Source organism: Skermania sp. ID1734 (genome assembly GCF_007489285.1).
GTDB lineage: Bacteria > Actinomycetota > Actinomycetes > Mycobacteriales > Mycobacteriaceae > ID1734.
Genome location: NZ_VLIY01000015.1, coordinates 1 through 16,622 on the forward strand (window position 1 = coordinate 1; position 16,622 = coordinate 16,622).

General features: G+C 65.4%; 25 protein-coding genes and 2 pseudogenes. 17 read left to right on the forward strand and 10 right to left on the reverse strand.

Going from position 1 to position 16,622, the window contains the following annotated elements:
- A pseudogene (locus FOS14_RS18100) lies at positions 1-163 on the reverse strand (IS256 family transposase); the annotation flags it as partial.
- An 81-nt stretch (positions 164-244) separates the two neighbouring features.
- Between FOS14_RS18100 and FOS14_RS18105 the strand changes: the two are divergent.
- The 10 genes from FOS14_RS18105 to FOS14_RS24805 all read left to right on the forward strand — a co-directional run bounded on the left by FOS14_RS18105 (position 245) and on the right by FOS14_RS24805 (position 3,469).
- Positions 245-451: a hypothetical protein gene (locus FOS14_RS18105; protein WP_143772222.1), complete on the forward strand. Its 207-nt coding sequence runs from the start codon at positions 245-247 to the stop codon at positions 449-451.
- Positions 448-693 carry a hypothetical protein gene (locus tag FOS14_RS18110; RefSeq protein WP_143772223.1) on the forward strand — a complete coding sequence of 82 codons (246 nt, stop codon included), beginning with the start codon at positions 448-450 and terminating at the stop codon, positions 691-693. Before FOS14_RS18105 ends, FOS14_RS18110 begins: the two co-directional genes overlap by 4 nt.
- The gene (locus tag FOS14_RS18115) at positions 690-1,013 is read left to right on the forward strand and encodes a hypothetical protein (RefSeq protein WP_143772224.1); all 324 of its coding nucleotides are present in this window, start codon (positions 690-692) and stop codon (positions 1,011-1,013) included. Before FOS14_RS18110 ends, FOS14_RS18115 begins: the two co-directional genes overlap by 4 nt.
- Positions 1,014-1,016: 3 nt before the next feature.
- Entirely contained in the window at positions 1,017-1,241 is a 225-nt protein-coding gene (locus FOS14_RS18120; RefSeq protein WP_143772225.1) for a hypothetical protein, read from the forward strand.
- A gap of 24 nt (positions 1,242-1,265) precedes the next feature.
- Positions 1,266-1,454 carry a hypothetical protein gene (locus tag FOS14_RS18125; RefSeq protein ID WP_143772226.1) on the forward strand — a complete coding sequence of 63 codons (189 nt, stop codon included), beginning with the start codon at positions 1,266-1,268 and terminating at the stop codon, positions 1,452-1,454.
- A complete protein-coding gene (locus tag FOS14_RS18130) occupies positions 1,451-1,969 on the forward strand; it encodes a hypothetical protein (protein ID WP_143772227.1) in 519 nt (172 codons plus the stop codon). Before FOS14_RS18125 ends, FOS14_RS18130 begins: the two co-directional genes overlap by 4 nt.
- Positions 1,970-1,973: 4 nt before the next feature.
- Positions 1,974-2,192 (forward strand): hypothetical protein, encoded by a 219-nt coding sequence (locus FOS14_RS18135; RefSeq protein ID WP_143772228.1) that lies wholly within the window; start codon positions 1,974-1,976, stop codon positions 2,190-2,192.
- A 13-nt stretch (positions 2,193-2,205) separates the two neighbouring features.
- Positions 2,206-2,340 carry a hypothetical protein gene (locus FOS14_RS25300; RefSeq protein WP_255450445.1) on the forward strand — a complete coding sequence of 45 codons (135 nt, stop codon included), beginning with the start codon at positions 2,206-2,208 and terminating at the stop codon, positions 2,338-2,340.
- Positions 2,341-2,680: 340 nt separating this feature from the next.
- A complete protein-coding gene (locus FOS14_RS18140) occupies positions 2,681-3,301 on the forward strand; it encodes a hypothetical protein (RefSeq protein WP_143772229.1) in 621 nt (206 codons plus the stop codon).
- Positions 3,302-3,319: 18 nt separating this feature from the next.
- Entirely contained in the window at positions 3,320-3,469 is a 150-nt protein-coding gene (locus FOS14_RS24805) for a hypothetical protein (protein WP_185981823.1), read from the forward strand.
- Here the strand turns inward: FOS14_RS24805 and FOS14_RS25550 are convergent.
- The 6 genes and pseudogenes from FOS14_RS25550 to FOS14_RS18165 all read right to left on the reverse strand — a co-directional run bounded on the left by FOS14_RS25550 (position 3,466) and on the right by FOS14_RS18165 (position 5,903).
- Positions 3,466-3,846: a tyrosine-type recombinase/integrase gene (locus tag FOS14_RS25550; RefSeq protein ID WP_143772230.1), complete on the reverse strand. Its 381-nt coding sequence runs from the start codon at positions 3,844-3,846 to the stop codon at positions 3,466-3,468. The genes FOS14_RS24805 and FOS14_RS25550 overlap by 4 nt on opposite strands.
- Complete coding sequence (locus FOS14_RS18150) at positions 3,744-4,181, reverse strand: hypothetical protein (protein ID WP_143772231.1); 438 nt, start codon at positions 4,179-4,181, stop codon at positions 3,744-3,746. The genes FOS14_RS25550 and FOS14_RS18150 overlap by 103 nt, the downstream gene beginning before the upstream one ends.
- Entirely contained in the window at positions 4,118-4,273 is a 156-nt protein-coding gene (locus FOS14_RS25555; protein ID WP_185981824.1) for a hypothetical protein, read from the reverse strand. The genes FOS14_RS18150 and FOS14_RS25555 overlap by 64 nt, the downstream gene beginning before the upstream one ends.
- Positions 4,274-4,329: 56 nt before the next feature.
- Positions 4,330-5,181 (reverse strand): annotated as a pseudogene (locus tag FOS14_RS18155) (tyrosine-type recombinase/integrase).
- Between the two features lie 328 nt (positions 5,182-5,509).
- Positions 5,510-5,725: a hypothetical protein gene (locus FOS14_RS18160; RefSeq protein ID WP_143772232.1), complete on the reverse strand. Its 216-nt coding sequence runs from the start codon at positions 5,723-5,725 to the stop codon at positions 5,510-5,512.
- Positions 5,700-5,903 carry a hypothetical protein gene (locus tag FOS14_RS18165; protein WP_143772233.1) on the reverse strand — a complete coding sequence of 68 codons (204 nt, stop codon included), beginning with the start codon at positions 5,901-5,903 and terminating at the stop codon, positions 5,700-5,702. The genes FOS14_RS18160 and FOS14_RS18165 overlap by 26 nt, the downstream gene beginning before the upstream one ends.
- Before the next feature lie 276 nt (positions 5,904-6,179).
- On the opposite strand from FOS14_RS18165, the gene FOS14_RS18170 reads away from it, so the two are divergent.
- Genes FOS14_RS18170 through FOS14_RS18185 form a run of 4 tightly spaced genes read left to right on the forward strand, consistent with a single transcriptional unit; the run spans position 6,180 to position 9,213 of the window.
- Positions 6,180-7,448, forward strand: coding sequence for a bifunctional 3,4-dihydroxy-2-butanone-4-phosphate synthase/GTP cyclohydrolase II (locus FOS14_RS18170; RefSeq protein ID WP_304944901.1), 1,269 nt, complete (start codon positions 6,180-6,182; stop codon positions 7,446-7,448).
- Positions 7,445-7,921, forward strand: a complete 477-nt coding sequence (ribH, locus tag FOS14_RS18175) for a 6,7-dimethyl-8-ribityllumazine synthase (protein ID WP_143772234.1) — start codon at positions 7,445-7,447, stop codon at positions 7,919-7,921. The genes FOS14_RS18170 and ribH overlap by 4 nt, the downstream gene beginning before the upstream one ends.
- 5 nt (positions 7,922-7,926) lie before the next feature.
- Entirely contained in the window at positions 7,927-8,388 is a 462-nt protein-coding gene (locus FOS14_RS18180; protein WP_143772351.1) for a PH domain-containing protein, read from the forward strand.
- 9 nt (positions 8,389-8,397) lie between these two features.
- Positions 8,398-9,213: a methyltransferase domain-containing protein gene (locus tag FOS14_RS18185; RefSeq protein ID WP_143772235.1), complete on the forward strand. Its 816-nt coding sequence runs from the start codon at positions 8,398-8,400 to the stop codon at positions 9,211-9,213.
- A 25-nt stretch (positions 9,214-9,238) separates the two neighbouring features.
- On the opposite strand, the gene FOS14_RS18190 is transcribed toward FOS14_RS18185, so the two are convergent.
- Both FOS14_RS18190 and ggt read right to left on the reverse strand, forming a co-directional pair.
- Positions 9,239-9,886, reverse strand: coding sequence for a hypothetical protein (locus FOS14_RS18190; protein ID WP_143772236.1), 648 nt, complete (start codon positions 9,884-9,886; stop codon positions 9,239-9,241).
- Positions 9,887-9,891: 5 nt separating this feature from the next.
- Positions 9,892-11,817 carry a gamma-glutamyltransferase gene (ggt, locus tag FOS14_RS18195; protein ID WP_143772353.1) on the reverse strand — a complete coding sequence of 642 codons (1,926 nt, stop codon included), beginning with the start codon at positions 11,815-11,817 and terminating at the stop codon, positions 9,892-9,894.
- Positions 11,818-11,963: 146 nt separating this feature from the next.
- On the opposite strand from ggt, the gene FOS14_RS18200 reads away from it, so the two are divergent.
- From FOS14_RS18200 to uvrC, 3 genes are all read left to right on the forward strand, one after another.
- Entirely contained in the window at positions 11,964-12,326 is a 363-nt protein-coding gene (locus FOS14_RS18200) for a PadR family transcriptional regulator (protein ID WP_143772237.1), read from the forward strand.
- The gene (locus tag FOS14_RS18205) at positions 12,323-13,672 is read left to right on the forward strand and encodes a permease prefix domain 1-containing protein (RefSeq protein ID WP_143772238.1); all 1,350 of its coding nucleotides are present in this window, start codon (positions 12,323-12,325) and stop codon (positions 13,670-13,672) included. Before FOS14_RS18200 ends, FOS14_RS18205 begins: the two co-directional genes overlap by 4 nt.
- Positions 13,673-13,816: 144 nt before the next feature.
- On the forward strand, positions 13,817-15,775 hold the full coding sequence (gene uvrC / locus FOS14_RS18210; protein ID WP_143772239.1) for an excinuclease ABC subunit UvrC: 1,959 nt from the start codon (positions 13,817-13,819) through the stop codon (positions 15,773-15,775).
- On the opposite strand, the gene FOS14_RS25305 is transcribed toward uvrC, so the two are convergent.
- Complete coding sequence (locus tag FOS14_RS25305; RefSeq protein ID WP_255450446.1) at positions 15,762-16,343, reverse strand: hypothetical protein; 582 nt, start codon at positions 16,341-16,343, stop codon at positions 15,762-15,764. The genes uvrC and FOS14_RS25305 overlap by 14 nt on opposite strands.
- Positions 16,344-16,622 lie beyond the last annotated feature (279 nt).

Consider the following 16,622-nt stretch of genomic DNA (forward strand, 5'->3'; position numbering starts at 1 on the left):
CAGCCGAGCGGGCGTTCCACTCGGCGCCGCACACAGCGTCGGCATCGGCGGAGAGCAGTGCGTTGATCATGGTCTGCAGCAGCTCGCGCATCAGATCCGGCGACGCGTCAGATAGGGCTTGGCCAAGCAGGCCTGCAGGGTCGACAATATGGGGTGCGGTCATCGCGATGACTCCTCGAGGATTCTTTAGACGGTTGACTCGAAAGATCACGCGGTGGCCGCTCTACATCCGTCAACGACACGGATGTCGGAGACGATCTCGGCCACCGAGTTACACCACTCTATGGGGCACTACTGCGACGAGCTCGACGCGCTGCTCGCAGATGCTGGCCGAATTGACCGGCTCGATGCGTCGTCGAGGCTCTACAGCATCGGATGGGCGTGCCGGAACCTGTGCGCGACGCTCGCGGCCGTCGAACGCACACCGCGGGAACAGCTGGAGCAGTCATGAGCCGCGGTCGCGCACCTCTCGATCCGACCGGCGCCATGCTGCTCCTGGAGCGGGTGCTCGACCAGTTGCCGGCACTACCTCAGGCAGCGTGCCGCGGGCAGTGGCAGATCTACGAACCGCGCAGCCTGGGCGAGGAAGACGAGTGCGTCGCCGAACGCCGCGCCGCCGCCGCCCAGCTGTGCGGCCGTTGCCCGGAACGTGTCCGCTGCCAGTGGCGCACCGAACCGCCAGGGTCGCCGTGAGCAGCGTCGTCAACGGGCTGTTGCTCGAGCGCGACGATCTGCTGGTTGTGCAACGGCTCATCGTCGTCGCTGAACACGCGCGCCGCCGCAACGGACTCCCACTGTCGGACACCATCGCTCGACTGAAAACGCAGGTCAACGCAGCGCTGGCGGACAATCGGACACGAAACGAACAACCGTTGCAGCCCAACACATATCGTGAGATCAGCGTCAGCGAGTACGCCACCCGCACCGGCTGCAGCCAGCGGACCGCGCGCCGCCACGCACAACGACACGGCCGCAAAACAGGCGGCCGCTGGCTCATACCGATCGAGGAATAACCGATGGCCAACACCAGCAACACAGGAACATCGACGAACGGCAGCAGCGGCGCCGACGCCGACCAGCGCGCCGCGGTCATCGACTACCTGAGCGCACTCGACCCCGCCGAGCTCGTCGCGCTGCTCGCTGAGGCCCTCGCCGGCGAGCAACCCACCAGCCGGGGAACGCATCGGGCAAACAAGCAGACGAGCCCAACCGCGCGCATCGCGGCCGGCTACAACGACTGAAGCGTGAAAGGGCACTGACAAACCATGAGCATCAGCCCCCAAAAACGAGTTCTCGTCTCCCGCGCGAGCCTGTACGACCCCGACTACGACGACGAAGCGGACCGACTGGCCGCAATCGACGGTCTCAACCCGCGCACGCGAATGGCGCTGGGCTACCACGAACAAGCGAAAAAGGCGGCCGAGGAACTCGCCAAGCAGGAGAGCAAGCGATGACCCAAACCGCGCGGCCCACCGACGCCCAGCTGCAAGCGATCGTTGATCAGCGCCTTGCCGAAGCCGCCCAGGCCAGGACCGAGCTGGAAAGCCGGCGCACCGCCGAACAGCAACGCCTCGCCGAGGCGCAACGCGCCTACGACCTGGCATTCATCGCCGACCATCGGAGGATCGACCAGCAGCTGGCCGAACGCGAACACGCCGCATTCACAGCCTTCCGCGACGCTGTAACCGCTCGTGATCTCGTCGCCGCATTCACCGCGTTCGCTGACTACCGCGGGCACCGCATCGCCCGCTATCACGTCCGCAGCCAAGCCCGGCAATCCCAAGACGCCCAACAGACCACCGCCCAGATCTTGCCCGACAGCGACCGCTTAAGGTTCGACGGAGGTGACTTCATCACCGCAGTCAACAAAGCAGCCGAGGCAACCTATCGGCAGCGCAGCGACGAAATATGCGCGGAAGTAATTCCCGAACGCCCCGAGACCATCGCCGACCTCGACGGTGAAGGCTGAACCCATGACGCTCGACGCGCTCGACCCGGGCCCCAACGGCGACTTCCCGTATCTGCCGCGCACACCCGACGGCTACCTCGACACCAACGTCATGCCCATCGGCATCCGCCGGCAACGCACACCCGACGGCCGTGTCGTGGAAATCGACGTGACCCCGACCGTTCTCATCGACGGCGCGCACGTGCCGATCACCAGCGTTCTCCCACCGCCACCAAGCCCATAAGGGAGCGCCCGAAATGGCTCACATCATCAAGCACCTGGAACTGTCAGCGAACATCGTTGGGAAAGCACCCGCAATCAGCGAAACCATAGACGTGAAGGTGATCAGCACCGGCACGACAAGCATCACCGTAGCCATCCGAGCTGGGTGACGCAGCAGCGCGGCGCGCCGAGATGAACGGTGGTGTGGATCTCGGCGCGTCAGCAGTCGCGCGACACCTATACGGGCCGCTGCCGTCTGCACTGCCTTTCCAGACGGCAGCGGCCCGGACACAAACTGATCGCCGCCGCGGGGTGGGGGCATGCCCCTTCGCCGCCGCGCCGGGCCGCCCTGGGTGAGGCGAAAATTCCGTGCGGACAGTTCACAGATATCCGCATCTGCGACCCAACAACCAGGTGATCGACCGAATCTGAGGAGAAGATTCGACGAAATTCCACCCTCGACTGGCGGCCGAAAGCTGCGATAAGCGCCCGCCCGTAAGATTCGATTCCGTGATTGCGAAACCGGTCAAGTACTCCGCGGCATGGGTGCCCTACGACGAGCGTTCGTGGGACCAGGCATCTGCCTTGGCCGGCGAATGGATCGAGGATGAAGCGCAGCGGCTGAGCTTGCCTGTTGTACTACTCACCAACACATTCAGCGGTCAAGCCGATAGCGGGCCGCTGGCCGATTTGGTGCGACGCGGCGCGATCCACACGACACGGCGGTCGCGTTCGGTTTCGTCGGGAACCGGCCCAGTGTTCGCGTATGTGCCGCATGTCCGCGAACTTGCCTACAGCATCCAGCTCGCGCGTAATACCGCGCTGTGCGTGGTGGAGACCCCTTCTTTCCCGGTGCGTGGATGGGCCTCCGCTGTCGGCGCAGTTGACTTGTTGACGGGCGAGATCACGCCGCCGCCGGCAGCCGAGTTGAAGGACGAGTTAGACCATCTGGTGTTCAACGGGAACAACGGTTACGGCGATGTGTACGGTAAGCGCGACGCGAAGCGATCACTTGGGAAGCTATCTGCAAGTGCGGATTATGACCCGGATTTTATCGTCGGGTATTTGGCTGGCAGCGGCATCAGCGAAAATGGTCTGACGAATATTCAGAAGCTGATCGGGAAGCTCTGACCCCGAGGACCGGATGCAATGGCGACGTTCAAGGATCTTCATGGCGAGCCGGTGCTCGACGAGTCCGATGAGCCGTTCATCTACCACGGCGAGGAACTGACCGAGGAGCGCGCCGCTCAGTTGGCGGCCGAAACACTCGCCGAGATCCGCCCGCATGACCACGACTAGGGTGTCTGGAATGTCGCGAACGGAGTGGACCGAGCGTCAAAACGGCCGCAACTGTAGCCAGTGCGGAAAGCGGTTGCTGATTCAACAAGTGGCAGCGGACCGGGTTCGGTGGTGAAGTGATCGCCAGCGGCGAATCGGTCGAATGCAGCGGCACCTGTATTGGCGACGTCGAAGCGCGCTGACTCTAAGGTCATCAGCTGGTCGATCGCTGTACGGCGGCGCGTGTCGCTGACCAACGTGTAAATGCTCGTTGTTTGCGACGACTGGTGGCGCATCAGCTCCTGGACAACGCGTAGATCAGCGCCGCATTCGACAAGGTGAGTGCCGTAGAAGTGCCGCAGACAGTGCGGTGTGCCGGGAACCTTGTTGCGCAGCATGCGAAGTCGGGTGCGTTCGCTGACGCAGCGGCCGCCGACGCGCCGGGCCCGTTGGCCATGAACCAGTAGCCCGCCGGCATTCTGCGGGCGTGCGCAAGGATCAGCGGGTGCGCCGGCAGCGTGTACGTCGATCCGCCCTTGCCGGTGACCGTGAGAGTGCCGGCCTCGGCGTCGAGCTGGTTGCCGTGGAACCTGGCGACCTCGGCGACGCGCAACCCGGCGAGGCCTTGCAGCAGGCACATCGCCCGCAGTTCCGAGTCGCTGGTGGCGATCAACCGCTCGAACTGGCCGCGGGTGACCGGGCGAGGTTGCCCAGTTCCGGGCGGCCGAGCCACTGCGCTATCTCGCTGGTGCCGGCGTCGAGTAGCGGGCCGTGGTCGGTCTGGAACCCGGTCTTGGACAGTGCGTTTCGCGCGGCCCTCCGCATACATGTGCGTAGCCCACCGCGACAGGATCGGATCGGAGCTGCTCATTGCGCCCCGCTCAAATCCGGTTGATCGCGTCAGCGCGCCGCGGATCCGACACCCGGGTGTAGACCGCTGTGGTGGCGAGGTTCGCGTGCCTGAGCAGTGTTTGCACGGTGCGCAGGTCCGCGCCGGTCTCGACCAGGCGAGTGCCGTACCAGTGTCGCAGGCGGTGAGCTGTACCGTTGGCGATGTCCGCGCGAGCCATCGCACCCGCGATCATCTCGGATACGCTGCGCGACTTGAGATGTTCGCCAGGCCGGGTCGCGTTCGATGGGAACCATCAGCCCCGTTTCGGCATCAGGTGAGCCTCGTCAACGATCAGCGGATGCAGCGGAATGGTTTCAGCGTGGCCACCCTTGCCGACCACCCGCAATGTTCGGGATTCGAGGTCGAAGTCCTCGCCGCGCACCTTCGCGATCTCGTGGACCCGCAGACCTGCATACGCTGCGAGCAGGATCATCACCCGTGTCCGGTGATGCATGCGAGTGGCGATCAGGCGGTCGAGTTGTTGGTCGCTGATCGGCCGGGGAGTTGACCTCGGTAGCCGTGGCGCTGGCAGGGTCGCGGTGGTGTTGTGCCCACCGTTGGCGGAGAACCAGTCGAAGAATCGTTTGATCTGTACGTAGTAGGTGTTTCTGCTGCGGGCTGCAAGGTGTGGACGCGCCAGGAACCGTGACACGTCCACGGCTGTGACGTATTCGATGGGTGATCCTGCGAACCGTTCCACCGCCCTCAATGTGCGCACTGATTCCTCGACCCACCTCTCGCCCTTGCCGGCGCCGCGCTGGTGGAGCTCCCATCTGCTCAGCGGCGGTAGCTCGGTCCCGTCTGTGCCGCCGGTGGAGACAAGTCGCAGTGCAGTGGTCATGGTTCCTCCGTCATCGTGGGTAGTAGCCCTCTCGGGCCGTCCGGCCGCGAGGGAGGCGCTGCGCGCCTACTGGTGCCTGTGCTTGGCCCCTTCCCCAATTGCGCCCCCGTTCCACGATTCGCCAGACCGGACTGGCCAACGACTTCTAGACCTCCCACCAACTGGCCGTGGAAGATCCCGCGTTGAACCCGTCGCGTCGTGCGCACTCTGCTTCGGGCTGCCAGCGCCGTTCGCTGGACTGTGAATCACCGGACCGATCTTTTGTGTTGCTGCTGGGGCGGGACCGGCAGAAAACCGCCCTATTCTGTTGTCTCGCAGGGATGTTGGCCTAGTTGTGGTGTTCGGCGTAGAAGTCGGCTAGGGATTGAATGTCACGCGACGTAATGAGGGACCAGCGGACGAGTCCCGCGTATCGGCGGGCGAACCTGTCCGGGTCGGCATCGCCCTGGCGGGTCGCGTAGTCGAGCGCATCGGAATAGGCGTGCTCGACGGCTTCGGTCTCGCCAGGGGAGAGGCGTCTACGTCGACCGCGACGATTCGACATGACGCAGTAACCGCAGCGCACCCGCCGGATCGATCTCGCCACGGGCGAGACGGTCGGCGATGGTCGCGGCGTCGAGAAACGTGACGCGGCTCAGACCCTCCCGCCGGCACAGATCGGTGACTTTGGTCATGGCGGGCAGCAGCTCGGCGCGGGTCAGCGGCCGGTCTATCGTGTGCATAAAGGGTGTCCTAGCGGGCTAGGGGACACCTGAGCGTTCGAGAATAATTGCGTCTACAGTGCATCGTGACGTACAGCGGTTACACCGGCCTGTACAGCGTTTGGTGCGCTGTTGATCGCCAAGTACGTCGAGCGACTACAGGCCCGTGGATGATGCGTCGTACTGTTTATCGGGAGGTCAAGGTCGCTAGGGCATCGCAGCGCGCCAGCGTGAGGAGCGGAACGCGACCGGAACCGGACCGTCGAGATCAGCGAGTCAACGGAAACGGAGCGCGGCGTGAGCGGGACGAAATCGCTGTTCGACAGCATTGAGCGGGCCGTCGCCGACATCGCCGCGGGTAAAGCCGTTGTGGTGGTCGACGACGAGGATCGGGAGAACGAAGGCGACCTGATCTTCGCCGCCGAGATGTCGACGCCCGAGCTCATGGCGTTCATGATCCGCTACACCTCCGGCTATATCTGTGTGCCGCTGATGGGTGACGACTGCGACCGGCTCGGTCTGCCGCCGATGTACGCGACCAACCAGGACAAGCACGGCACCGCGTACACGGTCACCGTGGATGCCCGGGATGGCATCGGGACCGGGATCTCCGCGGCCGACCGGGCCGCGACCGCCCGCCTGCTCGCCGACCCCGACACCACCGCGAACGATTTCCGCCGGCCCGGCCACGTCGTGCCGCTGCGCGCCAAGGACGGCGGCGTGCTGCGCCGGCCCGGTCACACCGAGGCGGCCGTCGACCTGGCCCGCATGGCGGACCTGCGCCCGGCCGGGGTGATCTGCGAAATCGTCAGCCAGAAGGACGAGGGCCAAATGGCTCGCACCGACGAGCTGCGCGTGTTCGCCGACGAACACAACCTCGCCCTGATCTCCATCGCCGACCTCATCGCCTGGCGACGCAAGCATGAAAAGCATGTGGTCCGCGTTGCCGAGGCCCGCATTCCCACCAGACACGGCGAGTTTCGCGCGGTCGGGTACCAGAGCATTTACGACGACGTCGAGCACGTAGCCCTGGTGCGTGGTGATCTGCCCGGCCCCGACGGCAAGGGCGCGGACGTGTTGGTGCGCGTGCACTCGGAATGCCTAACCGGCGACGTCTTCGGGTCGTTGCGCTGCGACTGCGGACCGCAACTGGATGCGGCCCTGGACATGGTGGCCCAGGAAGGTCGCGGCGTCGTTCTCTACATGCGCGGCCACGAGGGGCGGGGGATTGGGCTGCTGCACAAGCTGCAGGCCTATCAGTTGCAGGACGCCGGCTCCGACACCGTTGATGCCAACCTGCAGTTGGGTCTGCCCGCGGACGCCCGTGACTATGGCATCGGCGCGCAGATACTGGTGGACCTCGGAATTTCCTCGATGCGGCTGCTCACCAACAACCCCGCCAAGCGGGTTGGTCTCGATGGCTACGGGCTGCACATCACCGAGCGGGTGCCGATGCCGGTGCGGGCCAACACCGAAAACCTGACCTATCTGCGCACCAAGCGAGACCGGATGGGGCACGACCTCATCGGTCTCGACGATTTCGACCTCGGCGGTTCCGTCCGATGAGTGGCGAGGGCGTCCCGCAGCTGCAGCTCGACGAGGCGAAGGGCTTGCGGGTGGCGATCGTGGCGGCGCGCTGGCACACCGAGATCTGTGACGCGCTGCTCGCGGGTGCCGAGCGAATGGCGAAGCAGGCGCAAGTCCCCGACGTGACGGTGGTGCGCTGCGCCGGTGCGGTCGAATTGCCGGTGGTGGCACAGGCTTTGGCCCGCAACCACGATGCGGTGGTGGCCCTTGGCGTGGTGATCCGCGGTGGCACACCGCATTTCGAGTATGTCTGCGACGCCGTCACGGCCGGACTGACGCGCGTTTCGCTCGACGAGAGCACCCCGGTGGGTAACGGCGTACTCACCACCGACACCGAGCAACAGGCGCTCGACCGAGCCGGGCTGCCGGATTCCGCCGAGGACAAGGGTGGCGACGCGTGCGCGGCGGCGATCGACTCGGCGATCACGCTGCGGAAGTTAGCAGGTAAGTGATGAGCATGACCGACTGGGAGTTCGAGGCACGACCGCACCGTACGGCGCGCTTTGCCACCATCATTGCCGCGGTGATCATCGTGGTGATGGTGGTGGCCGGTGTTCTACTGCGGCACAACGCCACCGGTGTCTATTTCCGGACCGCCGATCAGGTCGCCATGGTGTTGCTGGGTCTGCTGCTCGGCGGAGCGGTGCTGTTGCTGACCCGGCCCCGGCTGCGTGCCAATGCCCGCGGCGTCTCGGTGCGAAACGTGATCAGCGAGAAGTTCTTCGAGTGGAACGTCGTGCGCGGTCTGTCCTTTCCCGATGGCGCGTCGTGGGCGCGGATCGAACTGCCCGACGACGAGTACGTAGCGGTGATGGCGATCCAGGCCAACGACAAGGAACGCGCGGTGGAGGCGGTGCAGCGCTTCCGCGCCTTGGGTCGCAAGTATGCCGGCTCGAGCCAGGGCTTGCCTCCGGCGTAGCCTGCCGACATGACGCAACCTCCGCAGAGACTGTCGTTTCGGTCCGACGAGATCGCTGAGGAAGCCGTTGACCGACTGGTCGAAGTCCTTGACCTGCAAGCGGGTCTACCAGGCATTCAGCGGCTGCGGGCCTGGGAACGCTCAGCGTTGGCGGTTCGGCCCGGCGAACGTGCGCTCGACGTGGGCTCCGGCACCGGCTCCGAGGTGCAACACCTGGCAGACTTGGTGGGACCGGATGGCGACGCAGTGGGTGTCGAACCGAACGACTGGATGCGCACGGTTGCGGAAGAGCGCGCGGCGCAAGCCAGTTCGCGGGCCCGTTTCGTGTCCGGGCTCGCCAGCGACCTACCGTTCGCGGACGGCGCCTTCGACATCGTGCGCTGTGAGCGAGTCTTTCAGCACCTGAACGAACCCGAACTCGCGGCGACGGAGATCGCGCGGGTCCTGCGGCCGGGTGGACGCACAGTCGTCACCGACACTGACTGGGAGACAGCGATTCTGCATCCTCTCGATCGGGAAATCGCCGCAGCGGTCGCCGAGATGATGTTGGCGAACATGACCAACCCGCGATCGGGGCGCCGTCTTCCCGGACTGCTCACCGCGGCCGGCCTCACAGTCGAGGACGTCGGATCACAGGCGCTGATTTGGCCCGCATCGGTGGTCGAGGGCCCCTTCGTTCAGATGATGATGGCGCAGTCGATCGAAAGCGGCATCCTCGCCGAGGAGCAGGCGGCACGACTCCTCGCAGATTTGCGCGCCGGCGTGGCGCGCGGTGACTTTCATATGTCGGTGACCATGTTCGCGGTGTTGGCAACAAAAGGCTAGGTCAAACATCGCGCCAAAGTTGTTGCTAGTGCGCTAAATACAGCACGACCTGAGTTTTGCCCGCCGAGTCCTTGTGTGATTCCACCGCGAGTGGTGTCTGGCTCGCCGTCCCAATGCCGAAGGTGGTGACCCCCTCGAACGAACCGGCGAACACGATCTGACGAAGCGACTGATAGTCGTCGCCGGCGGTGAAGGTGAAGTTGTGGAACTTCGCGATGTCGGCGGCCGGCGCTTTGATCGACACCTGCACTTCTGCGCCGCCGTCGACGGGAATCACCCGCCCTGATCCTGCCTGCGTGACCTGCGGAACGTAGGCGGCGCGATACCCGACCGGATCTGACGTGTCCAACTGGAACGTCACGGTATCGAAGCACCGGCCCGGCTTCGGCACTACGTCGGAGACGGTGCCGGTGGTGATGGGGTGGTCCGGCCCGCCGCCGTCGGGCAGCGTGTTCCAGGTGGCGACGTTCAGGCCGTCTTCGACGCAGCCGTCGAGGCTTGGGAGTGAGTTGATCGGGGTGCTGCTGACCGACGATGTCGGGAAAGCCGTGCCGGTCGGCTTGCTCGACGTTGCAGATGTCGTCGGGCTCGCGGACTGCTGGGTGTTGCCCGAACAGGCGGCGAGCACGATGGCCAATAGTGCTGTCGCAGCGGCAAGTTTCGTCGGCGCCATATCCGCTATCCTGCCGTGTCCCCGAGCACAATGCCGTCCCGACGCGGGTCCGCGCCGCCGATCCACCCGTCCCTGTCGCGTTGCAGCGCACTGAGCCCACTGGATTGCGGTGCCACCGAAACCTGATGCCCCAGTTGCCGCAACCGCTGCACGAGGGGATCGTGGTCGCCGTTGTCGGTGGCATTGATATCCGGATGCTCGCCGCCGACTCCGGTCACCGGCGTGTTGGCCGCGCCGAAATCGACTGCGGAGACCGCTTGTTGCGGATCGAGACCCCAATCCAGCAGGTTCACCAGGGTTTTCACGACGAACTGGATGATCACCGCGCCGCCCGGTGAACCGGTGACGAGCTGCAGATTTTTGTGGTCGTCGAACACCAGCGTCGGCGACATGGAACTGCGGGGCCGCTTGCCCGGTTGGACCCGGTTGGCGATGGGTGTGCCATCCGGCGCGGTCGGCTGCGCCGAGAAGTCGGTGAGCTGATTGTTCAGCAGGAAGCCGTCGACCATGTGGAACGAACCGAACGCAGACTCGATCGAGGTGGTCATCGACGCGGCATTGCCGTATTTGTCGACGATCGAAATGTGGCTGGTGCCATGCTCAGGCTGCTGCGGTGCCGGTGCGAGTGGCACCGGGCCAAGGTCGCCAGGCTGTGCGGTGCCCATCGAGTGGTCTGGGTTGATAAGGGCAGCACGCTTCTTCAAATAGTCAGGGTTGAGCAGCGTTTGCGGTGAATTGCCAGGCAGCGGCACAAAATCCGAGTCCGCGATGTATTTGTCGCGGTCCGCGTAGGCCAACCGTTCGGCTTCGGAGATGAGGTGCACGGCCTCGGGGTTCGGGCGCCCGCCGTTGACGTCCATCGTGGTCGGTCGCAGCCTCGCGAGATCGAAGTTGCTCAGGATTCCCATGATCGAGCCGATCGTGATGCCGCCTGATGACGGGTTCGGCATTCCGCAGATCTGGTGGCCGCGGTACGGCTCACACACCGGCGTGCGCTTCTTGGCCTGGTAGGCCGCGAGGTCTTGCAACGTGATCTGGCCGGGCGTGCGCCCGCCGGATGTTGTGGCTGTCGTGTCGACGATGTCGCGGGCGATGGCGCCGTGATAGAAGGCGTCGGCGCCGTCGGTGGCGATGGCGCCCAGGGTCTTCGCCAGCGCTGGGTCGGTGATCGTGGTTCCGGCCTTTTTCGGTGTTGCGTCGGCGTTGAGGAAATAGGCGCGTGCGGTCGGGTCGGCGGCCAGCGACGACGCGGACTCGGCGATCTGTTCGGCCATCCGGGGACTGATCGCAAAGCCGTTGTCGGCAAGGTTGATTGCCGGGTCGAAGAGGTCGTGCCACGGTTGTTTGCCGTGGTCGTGGTGCGCCAGCTCGAGCAGCCGCAGTACGCCGGGAACGCCGATGGAACGACCGCTGGCGCGCGTGTTCGGTTGCGGTTCACGGCGATCGGTGTCGCTGATCCAACGCAGGTAATTCTCGGTTGCGGACTGTGGTGCCGTCTCGCGGCCGTCGTAGGCATCGACCTGTTTGGTGTTGGCGTCGTAATACAGCAGGAACGCGCCGCCGCCGATGCCGGAGGACTCTGGCTCCACGAGGTTCAGTACGGTCTGGGCGACGATGAGGGCGTCGGCTGCCGTGCCGCCGGCGTCGAGGACCTTGCACGCTGCCAACGTCGAGACCGGATTTGCCGTGGATACCGCGTAGGTCCGGGTGCGCACCGGTGTCATTCCGGAGCGGTAGCCGGTCGCGATCTCGGGGTTGGTGGCCAGGTCGGTGGTGCCGCTGGCCCTCGAGACAGTGAGCATCGTGGCCTTGCCGGTCTCGGTGCAGGCCTGGCTGCTGGTGCTGCTGCTGCTGCTGCTCGAGCATGCGGTCAGGCACGCGACGGCGAGCACAGTGGCCAGGCCGAAGCTGCTGAGTCTCACCTTCGCCATGCTGACGAGTGTCACGTTCCCCACGCTAACCCGGTGATCACGAGCAAACGGCGAGCTGTACGGCGTAAGAATGGGACTTTTGCTCGTGATCACCGCGCGGGCATGCATAGGGCTGCTAGCCTTGGGGCACTAGGCATAGGAGTTCTATGTATATCGACAAAGACTTGGTGGCCGCGTCTGCGACGCCGCTGGTGCTCGGAATTCTCGCCGACGGCGAGTCCTACGGTTACGCGATTCTCAAACGCGTCAAAGAGCTTTCCGGCGGGCGCATGCAGTGGACCGACGGAATGCTTTATCCGCTGCTGCACCGTTTGGAACGGTCCGGGTACGTGTCTGCGTCCTGGGGGAGCTCCGACGCCGGGCGGCGACGCAAGCACTACGAAATCACCGATGCGGGCAGGCGAGCGCTCGCTGAACGACGCAGCCAATGGGACGTCGTGGCGGATGCGCTGGATCAGGTGTGGCGCTGCGCCCAGTTGCCGCCGGCGCCAGCGGGTGGTTGGTCGTGACGGACACCGACGCAGTGCTGGAATCGCAGATCGGCCAGTGGCGTGGCTACGTCGAACGACATCATGCCATCTCGGCAGCCGACGCCGACGAGATGGAAGACCATCTGCGCGACCAGATTTCGGACCTGTCGGCACTCGGGCTACAGGCCGACGAGGCGTTCCTGGTTGCGGTGAAGCGGATGGGCAGCGTCGATACCATCTCCCGCGAGTTCGCGCGTGAGCATTCCGATCGGCTCTGGAAGCAGCTTGTGCTCGTGCCCGCCGCCTCCGACCGCGCCGATCGCGGGTCCCGGCGCGAGCTCTTCGTCGTTCTCGCGTTGGCTGTCGCAGCGGCCATCGCGGTGAAGGTCGGCTGGGCAGTGCTGCACGACGACCTGTTCGCGCGCAACGCCAGCCTGTTCGTGCTGCCTTTCCTCGCCGGATACTTCACGTGGAAGCGTCGACTGAATCCGCGCGTTGCCGCGGTGCTGGTGGTGCCCTTTGTGCTGGCGGCGGTGCTGTTGAACGCCTTCCCGTTCGATCCGCGCGGATCCACCGTGGTGATCGCGTCGATCCATGCGCCGATCGCCCTGTGGTTTGCCGTCGGTCTGGCCTATGTCGGCGGCGAGTGGCGGTCGGACCGTCGCCGGATGGACTTTGTCCGGTTCACCGGTGAATGGTTTGTCTACCTGACCCTGCTGGCGCTCGGCGGCGGCGTCTTGACGGGTCTGACCGTTGGCGCCTTCACCGCGCTGGGTCTCGATGCCAATGGGGCGATAGAGGATTGGGTGCTGCCCTTCGGCGCGGCCGGAGCCGTGATTGTCGCGGCGTGGCTGGTCGAAGCGAAGCAGAACGTTGTGGAAAACATCGCGCCGGTTCTCACTCGGGTGTTCACGCCGATCACGATCCTGATGCTGGCCGTGTTGGTTGGCGGGTTCGCAACCACAGGCAGCGTTATCGATGTCGACCGCAGCCTGTTGATCCTGATGGATCTCATCCTGGTCGTCGTACTGGGGCTGTTGCTGTATGCGATTTCGGCACGCGATCCGCACCTGCCGCCGGACATGTTCGATCGGTTGCAACTGGTCCTCGTCGTGCTCGCGCTCGTGCTCGACGCACTCATGCTGGCGGCGATGCTGAGCCGGATCGCCGAGTTCGGCATGACCGCAAACAAGGCGGCGGCGCTCGGGTTGAATCTCGTCTTGCTCGTCAATCTCGGTTGGGCCGCCTGGCTCGGTTTCGGCTTCGTCCGCGCCCGCCACGGCTTCAGCGCCACCGAGCGCTGGCAGACGCGCTACCTGCCCGTCTTCGGGGCCTGGGCAGCACTTGTCGTGGGGCTGTTTCCGCCGGTGTTCGACTTCGCCTAGCGAGGCCGGCCCCGAGCTGCACACGGTTGCCACGACACCGAACAAATGGTCGCTAATCGGGGCAAACTTCGCGCCATTTGCTCGTGATCAACGCGGGGAGTGGGCGGGGCGATCCTGTCGGTCCGGATGACTAACCTGGTAGTCGTGCCAGACCCCGCCACCTACCGGCCCGCCCCGGGCTCGATTCCCGTCGAACCTGGTGTCTACAAGTTCCGCGACGTCCATGGCCGGGTCATCTACGTGGGCAAGGCAAAGAGCTTGCGGGCGCGGCTGAGCAACTACTTCGCGGATGTGGCGTCACTGCATCCACGCACCAGGCAAATGGTCACCACGGCCGCGAGCGTCGAATGGACCGTCGTCTCCACCGAAGTCGAAGCGCTGCAGCTCGAATACAACTGGATCAAAGAGTTCGACCCGCGGTTCAACGTCCGCTACCGCGACGACAAGACGTATCCGGTGCTCGCCGTGACCCTCAACGAGGAGTACCCGCGGCTGTTCGTCTACCGCGGACCGCGCCGCAAAGGCGTCCGCTACTTCGGTCCCTATGCGCACGCGTGGGCGATTCGGGAAACGCTCGACCTGCTGCTGCGGGTCTTCCCGGCACGCACCTGCTCCAACGGAGTGTTCAAGCGGCACAGCCAGATCGGGCGGCCGTGCCTGCTCGGATACATCGACAAGTGTTCGGCGCCGTGTGTCGGGCGGGTGAGCGCCGCGCAGCACCGCGAGATCGTCAACGACTTCTGCGACTTTCTCGCCGGCAAGACCGACCGGATGGTCCGCCAACTCGAAAACCGGATGCAAGAGGCCGCAACCGAACTCGACTTCGAAACGGCCGCCCGGCTCCGCGACGACGTAGGCGCACTACGCCGGGCGCTGGAGAAGCAGGCCGTGGTCCTGGGCAGCGGCACCGACGCCGACGTGGTCGCCTTCGCCACCGACGACCTCGAGGTGGCCGTGCAGGTGTTCCACGTGCGCGGGGGACGGGTGCGCGGGCAGCGCGGCTGGGTTGTCGACAAGGCCGGCGAGGCCGTCGAACCCGGCGTGGCCGAACGCTCCGGCGGTGACCTGCCCGAATTGGTCGAGCAGTTCCTGACCCAGTTCTACGGCGAACAGGCCGCGCACGCAGAGAATGTCGACGAGTTCGACCGGCCAGCCTCGGTGGTGCCGCGGGAGGTACTCGTCCCGGCGTTGCCGCGCAATGTCGACGAGGTGGGGCAGTGGCTGAGCGGGCTGCGCGGATCCACGGTGCACATCAGGGTGCCGCAGCGCGGGGACAAGAAGGCGCTCGCCGAGACGGTGCACCGCAACGCCATGGAGGCGCTGGCGCAGCACAAGCTCAAACGGGCTAGCGATTTCAACGCCAGATCTGCGGCGCTGCAGGGCATTCAGGAGGCATTGGAACTCGACAGCGCGCCGCTGCGCATTGAATGTGTGGACATCAGCCACGTGCAGGGCACCGATGTGGTGGCGTCCCTGGTGGTGTTCGAGGACGGACTGCCGCGCAAGTCTGACTATCGGCATTATGCGATCAAAGAGGCGGCGGGCGAGGGACGTTCGGACGATGTCGGAAGTATTGCCGAGGTCACGCGCCGCCGGTTCGCTCGTATGCGGCGCGACGAAGAACCGTCGGTCATCGACGAAAAGACGGGCAAGCCAAAGCGGTTCGCGTATCCGCCGAACCTGTATGTCGTCGATGGCGGTGCCCCGCAGGTCGCGGCGGCGGCTGAGGTACTCGACGATCTCGGCATTACCGACGTCGCGGTCATCGGACTGGCCAAGCGGCTCGAAGAGGTATGGGTACCAGGCGAACCCGATCCGGTGATCCTGCCGCGCAACAGCGAATCACTGTTCCTGTTGCAGCGCGTGCGCGATGAAGCGCACCGTTTCGCGATCACGTTCCACCGCAGCAAGCGATCACGACGCATGACAGCATCCGCGCTCGATTCCATCCGTGGACTGGGCGAGACCCGTCGGACCGCGCTCGTCATGCATTTCGGCTCGGTAGCGAACCTGAAAAAGGCGAGTGTGGAGGAGATTGCCGAGGTGCCCGGCATCGGGTTGAACACCGCCAAGGCGGTGCTCGCCGCACTCAGCGCTGAATAGCCTGCCACGCCGAGTGCAACCGCTTGGCCCGCACCGATCCGGCGATTGCGAGCACCTGACGATCGCGCGCCCAGCGCTCACGCGTCTGGTCGTCGGCGCTGTGCCACAACGGATCGAGGTCGGCGAGGAGGGCTTCGAACGTGTCGAACAGCCCGCCGAGCGCGATGTGCACCGTCGGATCACTCGGTTCGGCCAGGGCTAAACCGCGGACCGCCGACGCACCAAAGACCAGCCGCTGCACTATGTCTCGCGGCCACTGGCATCGCCTGGCCACCTGTACCAGCCAGCCGTGCGTCGCCCCGAGCACGTGCAGGTCCTCGACGGTCCGGAAAGGCTTGAGGTAGCGGGCGAATCCATCGCCCGGGCAGATCTCGCGTTCGTCGACCGTGACGTTCTCGAACACGACCTCCGCGTGCGGCACCTCCGGAATGAAGGGCAGCGGCGGGCGATCCGTGAGCGTCACCCCCGACCGAGCCGAGTCGATCAACACCACGCGCAATTGATTGCGCCCCGCGGAATCCGTCCCGACGGTCGCGACAACCGCGAGTTGGGCGGGCGGCGGACCCACCGGTGACGAATGACTTCACGCCGTCGAGGCGCCAGCCGGCGCCGTCACGGGTCAGGGTGGTCTGGATGGCGGCGGGGTGACCACCGCCGGTTTCGGTCGCACACATCGCGGTCGCCGCTTCGCCGGCTCGGGGGAGCAGCGCCGCGAGTGCCCACCGATATCCGGCCGCGAAGGCATAGCCGAGGCGGTCGGCGTGAAAGCCGCCGATGATCGCTCGGTCGATCGGCAGGTCGAACTCATGGTGTTCGCTGTGTCGCCACGCGTGGGCCACCGAGTCGA